This is a genomic window from Xanthobacter autotrophicus (genome assembly GCF_030015065.1).
Classification (GTDB): Bacteria; Pseudomonadota; Alphaproteobacteria; order Rhizobiales; family Xanthobacteraceae; genus Xanthobacter; species Xanthobacter autotrophicus_D.
The window spans coordinates 1-5,727 of sequence record NZ_JAIVFN010000184.1 but is presented as its reverse complement, the minus strand read 5'-3'; the positions used below and the strand labels follow the sequence as shown (position 1 = coordinate 5,727).

The window sequence follows — 5,727 nt, the reverse complement described above, 5'->3', positions numbered from 1 at the left end:
CACCCTGCCCTCCCCCACAAGCGGGAGAGGGTTCACCGCGCCAATCACGGAGGATTCGGGCTCCTGCATCGGCCGGCGGTCTTTACCCTCGCCCTTCGCCGGCACTCTGAACCGACCCCATGCAGGCCAAGCGCGTCACCTTCCCCGGCAAGATCACGCCCTATCTGCTGCTGTTGCCGCAGGTGGCGGTGACGCTCGTCTTTTTCGTGTGGCCGGCGGGGGAGGCGCTGGTCTCGTCCCTGTTCGCGCAGGATGCGTTCGGGCTGGGAAGCAGCTTCGTGGGGCTCGCCAATTTCGCCGCCCTGCTGCGCGATCCCGCCTACCTGGAGGCGGTGGGCGTGTCCTTCCTGTTCGCCTTCTGCGTCACCGCGCTGGCCATGGGCCTCGGCCTCGCGTTCGCGGCGGCGGCGGATGCGCTGGGCAAGGCGGCCGGGCTCTACCAGGTGCTCCTCGTGTGGCCCTATGCGGTGGCACCGGCGGTGGCCGGCGTGCTGTGGCTGTTCATGTTCGACCCTTCCGTGGGCATGGTCGCCCGCGCCCTGCGCACGGCGGGCCTCCCGTGGAACCACACCCTCGACGGCGGGCAGGCGCTCACCCTGGTCATCCTCGCGGCGGCGTGGAAGCAGGTGAGCTACAATTTCCTGTTCTTCTATGCCGGCCTGCGCGCCATCCCCCAGGGCGCACTGGAGGCGGCGGCGCTGGATGGCGCAGGGCCGTTCCAGCGCTTCCGCCACATCGTGCTGCCGCTCATCGCCCCCACCACCTTCTTCCTGCTGGTGGTGAACCTCACCTACGCCTTCTTCGACACCTTCGGCATCATCCACGCCACCACCGGCGGCGGGCCGGGGCGGGCCACCACCATCCTGGTCTACAAGGTGTTCCGCGACGGCTTCGAGGGGCTGGACCTCGGCGGCTCGTCGGCCCAGTCGGTGGTGCTGCTGGTGATCGTGGTGGCGCTGACCGCGCTCCAGTTCCGCCATATCGAGCGCAAGGTGAGCTATTGATGGCCGGCACCTCGCGCCTGTCCCTGCTGCTGGCCCACCTCGTGCTCATCGCCGGCGCGGCGGTGATGATGCTGCCGCTTTATGTGGCGTTCGTCGCCTCCACTTATGCCGGCGCGGATTTCCTCTCCGGCCGCGTGGGCCTCTTGCCCGGCCCGCATCTCGTTGAAAACTACCGCCTCGCGCTCACGGCCGGCTCGTCCACGGCGGGCATTCCCCCGGTGGGCCCCATGCTGTGGAACTCGCTGGTGGTGGCGGTGGTGATCGCGGCGGGGAAGATCTCCATCTCCCTGCTGTCCGCCTTCGCCATCTGCTATTTCCGCTTCCCGCTGCGGGTGCCGGCCTTCTGGCTCATCTTCATGACGCTGATGCTGCCGGTGGAGGTGCGCATATTGCCCACCTTCGAGGTGGCGGCGCAGCTCGACCTTTTGAATTCCTACGCCGGCCTCACCGTGCCGCTGATCGCCAGCGCCACGGCCACCTTCCTGTTCCGGCAGGTGTTCATGACCATTCCGGACGAGCTGACGGAAGCCGCCCTGATCGACGGCGCGGGGCCGCTCCACTTCTTCTGGTCGATCCTGTTGCCGCTGTCGCGCACCAACATCGCGGCCCTGTTCGTGATCCTGTTCCTCTATGGCTGGAACCAGTATCTGTGGCCGCTGCTGGTGACCACGGATGCGCGCTACTACACCGTGGTCATGGGCATCCGCCGCCTCGTGGGCGCGGCGGCGGAGGCCGACCCGGTGTGGCACCTGGTGATGGCCACCGCAGTCCTGGCGCTGGTGCCGCCGGTGCTGGTGATCGCGGCGCTGCAGCGCTTGTTCGTGCGCGGGCTCACCGAGACGGAGAAGTGACCCCTCAGAACGCCTTGAAGGTGATGATGGTGCGGGTGTCCTGGATGCCGGGGAAGGTCTGCACCTTCTGGTTCACGAAGTGGCCGATGTCCGTGCCCTCGTCCACGTAGAACTTGATGAGCAGATCGAACTCGCCCGCCGTGGAATAGATCTCGGAAGCGATCTCCGCATTGGCGATGGCGTCGGCCACCTCGTAGGACTTCCCGAGCTGGCACTTGATCTGGACGAAGAAGGGAACCACGGCTGCACTCCGCTTGAGCGGTATCGACACGCCCGGCGGGCGGACGGCGGCGCCAAGGTGGACAAAACCGCCGGGACTGGCAAGGGTGGCCTTAACTCCTCACCCCCGAGAGCGGAGCAAGACAGGTCCATGTCGCGGAAGGTCCCCATCGCCCTCACCATCGCCGGCTCGGATTCCAGCGGCGGCGCCGGCATCCAGGCGGATCTCAAGACCTTCTCCGCTTTGGGCGTCTACGGCGCCAGCGTCATCACCGCACTCACCGCCCAGAACACGCTGGGCGTCAGCGCCATCCACGACGTGCCCGACGCCTTCATCGCCGCCCAGATGAACGCGGTCTTTTCCGACCTCGCCGTGAACGCGGTGAAGATCGGCATGCTCTCGCGCCCCGGCGCCATCCGCACGGTGGCGGAAGGCCTCGCCCGCCACGGCGCCGGCCCGGTGGTGCTCGATCCGGTGATGGTGGCGGCCTCAGGCGCGCGCCTGCTCACCGACGATTCGCTCGCGGACCTCAAGGCCGTGCTCATCCCTCTCGCCCATCTCATCACCCCCAATTTGCCGGAGGCGGCGGCGCTGCTCGGCGCGCCCGTGGCCGAAACCGAGGACGACATGCGCCGGCAGGGCGAAAAGCTGCTCGCCCTCGGCGCCGGCGCGGTGCTGATGAAGGGCGGCCATGGCACAGGCCCCGAGAGCGTGGATCTCCTCATAACCCCCGGCGAGGTGACGCGCTTTGCCGCCCGCCGCCATCCCTCGCGCAACACCCACGGCACCGGCTGCACCCTCTCCTCGGCCATCGCGGCGGGGCTGGCGGGAGGCGCGGACCTGAAGACCTCCGTCGGCCGGGGCAAGGCCTACATCTCCGGCGCCATCGCAGCGGCGGACGCGCTGGACATCGGCTCGGGCCATGGCCCGGTGCATCATTTCTTCGATCTGTGGGGGAAATGAGCGGCGCCTGCCGTGCGCCGCCTTTTCCGTGCAACCGCCGCTTCCCTCGCGCCCCATTGCTGAGTATCGTCCGGCGCAGCGAACGTTCGTTCGGAATTAAGGATCGCTGGGCATGGCAGTCAAGGAGCGCGGGAACACCCTCGAAACCGGCGCGCAGGTCATCACCGGGCAGCTTGGCAAGACCATCCAGCGCCTGCGCAAGGCCTACAACCTGTCCCTGTCCGACCTCGCCGAGCAGTCGGGCGTGGCGAAATCCATCATCAGCCAGATCGAGCGCAACGAGACCAACCCGACGCTGGCCACCGTGTGGCGCCTGTCGCAGGCGCTGGACATGACGGTGGAGCGGGTGCTCGCCTCCTCCGACGACGCTCCCTTCGTGGAGAAGCTGTCGCGCGCCGACACGCCGATCCTGTTGTCCGAGGACGGGCTGGTGCGGCTCTCCATCATCGGCTGGATCAAGACGGTGGAGTGGCTGCAATATTACGACGTGGATGCCGCCCCCGGCGGCGAGCTGGATTCGGACGGCCACCAGCGCGGCTCGGTGGAGTGCCTCACCGTCATCGCCGGCACGCTGGAGGTGGAGGTGGGCGGCGTCGTCGAGACCGTGAAGGAGGGCGAGACGGCGCGCTATCGCTGCGACCGCCGCCACGTCATCCGCAACCGCACCGACACGCCCGCCCGCGCCTTCATGGTGTGCCTGCTGAAGGCCGCCGTGCTGGAGTGAGGGGAGCGGCAGCCGCTCCCCTCCGATCGCCCCCCTGCCCCGCTCACTCGTCGGTCAGCGGGCCGAGGATGAGGGTTTCCAGCTTCACCCAATTGGCGAGCTGGGCATAGGTGAGCTTTTCCGCCTTCAGGTCCCAGGTCACCTCGGAGCGGGTGGGGCCGACGCACGTGTCCTTGCCATCCTCGCCCTTCACGCGCTTGCAGGCATCCTCGCTGTCATTGTAGTAGACGCGGCCGTAGAGCCCCGGCTTCGACTGGTCGGCGCTGGAGAAGAACGCATCGGACTGCGCCTGCGCCGCGCCGGCATCGAAGAAGGACTGGTCGTTGTTCACCTGCTGCTCGTTCCAGCGCAGATTGTACTCGTAATAGCCGGTATAGGGCTTCTTCTTGCCGGCCTTGTCGGAGAAGGTGCCGTTCTCCTCCACGTAGCGGATGGAGCCGGACACCCGGTCGGTGAAGGAGCGGTCGGCCACCGTGTAGCTGAAGCTCACGCCGTTGGCGTCGGTGAGCCAGTTGCCCAGTTCGTAGTCGTAGTCGAGGTTGCCGGAGACGCGGGTCTCGGGCAGGAACGAGAACGGACCGGCGGCGAGCTGGGTGCGCTCGAAGCGCAGCGGGTCCGGGTTCTTCACCTGGATCGACACGGTCTTGCCGTCCACCACCCGCGAATAGATCTTGGTGGCTTCCTTCTGGGCCTTGCGGAACTGCTCGCCCACCTCCCACCAGCGCGCCACGTTGCGGCCCTGGATGGAGCCGCCGAAGGCGGACGAGGTCTGGTTGCCCTTCACCACGTCGATGCGCAGGCGGCCGGCATCGGGGATGTAGCGGCCGTTATTGTCGATCACGAGGTCGCCGCGCATGATCGCCACCTCGCGCGCGATCTGCGACGGGTTCGACGGATTGATCACGTCGAACTTCAGCGAATAGACGAGGCTCTTGCCCGGCGTGCGCTGCACCGATCCCTTCAGGATCATGAGGTCGGCGACCGAGAGATCCGAAATCTCGTACAGGTCGAGGCCGCTGGTGGAGCGCGCGGAGCGGGAATTGTAATCCACGGTCATGGCGCCGGTGAGCTTCGCCTTGTCGGCGGGAATCTCCTTCAGCGCCTGGCTCTGCGCAAAGGCGGCGCCCGTCGCCAGAAGGCTCGCGGCGCAGGCAAAAGCGGCCGGCACGATGCGTATGGTCATGTGCGTCTTCCCTTCGTCGAACCGCGGCAAAAGACCCCTTGGAGGCGGATCGGCCGTTCCGGCTCGGTCGAGCGGAACGGATCCGGCGCCAGGAGCGCCCGGCTTTTCGCGGAGCGCACCATGGCGACCCGTTCCTGAACGGCGGATGACGAGACGTCAATCCATGGCGTGCAGCAGGACGATTTCACAACGGCCTGCGCCGGGCCGTGCTCACATGAGGCCGAGGTCGCGCAGCTCGCGGGCGAGGCTCTCGGGCAGCCCGCCTCCCCCCTCGACGCGGGCGAGGTCCCTGGGCGCCTCGTTCGCCTTCAGGTAGCGCCAGCCCTGGAACGGGCGCGACGGGCGCGGCTCCACCGGCACCACCTGCGGGTCCAGCACCAGGCCGCAGCGGCGCACGCCGTCGCCGTCCACGAACGGGCGCAGCTCCAGCAGGCGCTGGCGCGCCGCCACCTCGCCCTTGATGACCCAGTAGAGCGAGCCGCCGTCCAGGAGCTCCTCGGAGCGGGTCGGGACCATGCGCGTCACATGGATCTGCTCGAAGGGATGGCCCGCCTTGCGCGCCGCCTCGGCCCGCCCGGCGATCCAGTCCTCCAGGTCGGCGATGGAGGTCGCGCCGACGCACAGCTTGATGAGATGGAGCGTCATGGCCGCCGGTGTCCGCCCGGCCTACTGGTCGTCGGCCGGCGCGGCGCCATCGGCCGGCTCGGGCGCGGCAGGGGCCGGCTGCGGGCGCGGACGCGGGGCCGCCGGCCGGGGCGCGGGGCTCGCGGTGGGGGCCGCGG

Annotated in this window: 7 protein-coding genes; 4 read left to right on the top strand and 3 right to left on the bottom strand. The window is 68.5% G+C overall.

Annotation, left to right across the window (positions count from 1 at the left end; all coding sequences use genetic code 11):
- The first annotated feature begins 119 nt into the window (after positions 1 to 119).
- Both ugpA and ugpE read left to right on the top strand, forming a co-directional pair.
- Positions 120 to 1,004 (top strand): sn-glycerol-3-phosphate ABC transporter permease UgpA, encoded by an 885-nt coding sequence (gene ugpA / locus K9U40_RS21740; protein WP_282892202.1) that lies wholly within the window; start codon positions 120 to 122, stop codon positions 1,002 to 1,004.
- The gene (ugpE, locus tag K9U40_RS21735) at positions 1,004 to 1,855 is read left to right on the top strand and encodes a sn-glycerol-3-phosphate ABC transporter permease UgpE (protein WP_282892201.1); all 852 of its coding nucleotides are present in this window, start codon (positions 1,004 to 1,006) and stop codon (positions 1,853 to 1,855) included. The genes ugpA and ugpE overlap by 1 nt, the downstream gene beginning before the upstream one ends.
- Positions 1,856 to 1,859: 4 nt before the next feature.
- On the opposite strand, the gene K9U40_RS21730 is transcribed toward ugpE, so the two are convergent.
- Complete coding sequence (locus tag K9U40_RS21730; RefSeq protein WP_149577315.1) at positions 1,860 to 2,096, bottom strand: Lrp/AsnC ligand binding domain-containing protein; 237 nt, start codon at positions 2,094 to 2,096, stop codon at positions 1,860 to 1,862.
- 129 nt (positions 2,097 to 2,225) lie between these two features.
- On the opposite strand from K9U40_RS21730, the gene thiD reads away from it, so the two are divergent.
- Together thiD and K9U40_RS21720 are read left to right on the top strand one after the other, a co-directional pair.
- Positions 2,226 to 3,038, top strand: coding sequence for a bifunctional hydroxymethylpyrimidine kinase/phosphomethylpyrimidine kinase (gene thiD / locus K9U40_RS21725; protein WP_282892200.1), 813 nt, complete (start codon positions 2,226 to 2,228; stop codon positions 3,036 to 3,038).
- Between the two features lie 112 nt (positions 3,039 to 3,150).
- Complete coding sequence (locus tag K9U40_RS21720; protein ID WP_282892199.1) at positions 3,151 to 3,762, top strand: helix-turn-helix domain-containing protein; 612 nt, start codon at positions 3,151 to 3,153, stop codon at positions 3,760 to 3,762.
- Between the two features lie 43 nt (positions 3,763 to 3,805).
- Here the strand turns inward: K9U40_RS21720 and K9U40_RS21715 are convergent, their stop codons facing one another.
- Together K9U40_RS21715 and K9U40_RS21710 are read right to left on the bottom strand one after the other, a co-directional pair.
- Positions 3,806 to 4,945: a hypothetical protein gene (locus K9U40_RS21715; protein WP_282892198.1), complete on the bottom strand. Its 1,140-nt coding sequence runs from the start codon at positions 4,943 to 4,945 to the stop codon at positions 3,806 to 3,808.
- 210 nt (positions 4,946 to 5,155) lie between these two features.
- Positions 5,156 to 5,590 (bottom strand): DUF1489 family protein, encoded by a 435-nt coding sequence (locus K9U40_RS21710; protein ID WP_282892197.1) that lies wholly within the window; start codon positions 5,588 to 5,590, stop codon positions 5,156 to 5,158.
- Between the last annotated feature and the right edge of the window lie 137 nt (positions 5,591 to 5,727).

Excerpts from the sequence above, each read along its gene's own strand:
- ugpA (WP_282892202.1), top strand. The coding sequence starts at position 120 with ATGCAGGCCAAGCGCGTCACCTTCCCCGGCAAGATCACGCCCTATCTG.
- ugpE (WP_282892201.1), top strand. The coding sequence starts at position 1,004 with ATGGCCGGCACCTCGCGCCTGTCCCTGCTGCTGGCCCACCTCGTGCTC.
- thiD (WP_282892200.1), top strand. The coding sequence starts at position 2,226 with ATGTCGCGGAAGGTCCCCATCGCCCTCACCATCGCCGGCTCGGATTCC.
- K9U40_RS21720 (WP_282892199.1), top strand. The coding sequence starts at position 3,151 with ATGGCAGTCAAGGAGCGCGGGAACACCCTCGAAACCGGCGCGCAGGTC.
- K9U40_RS21715 (WP_282892198.1), bottom strand. The coding sequence starts at position 4,945 with ATGACCATACGCATCGTGCCGGCCGCTTTTGCCTGCGCCGCGAGCCTT.
- K9U40_RS21710 (WP_282892197.1), bottom strand. The coding sequence starts at position 5,590 with ATGACGCTCCATCTCATCAAGCTGTGCGTCGGCGCGACCTCCATCGCC.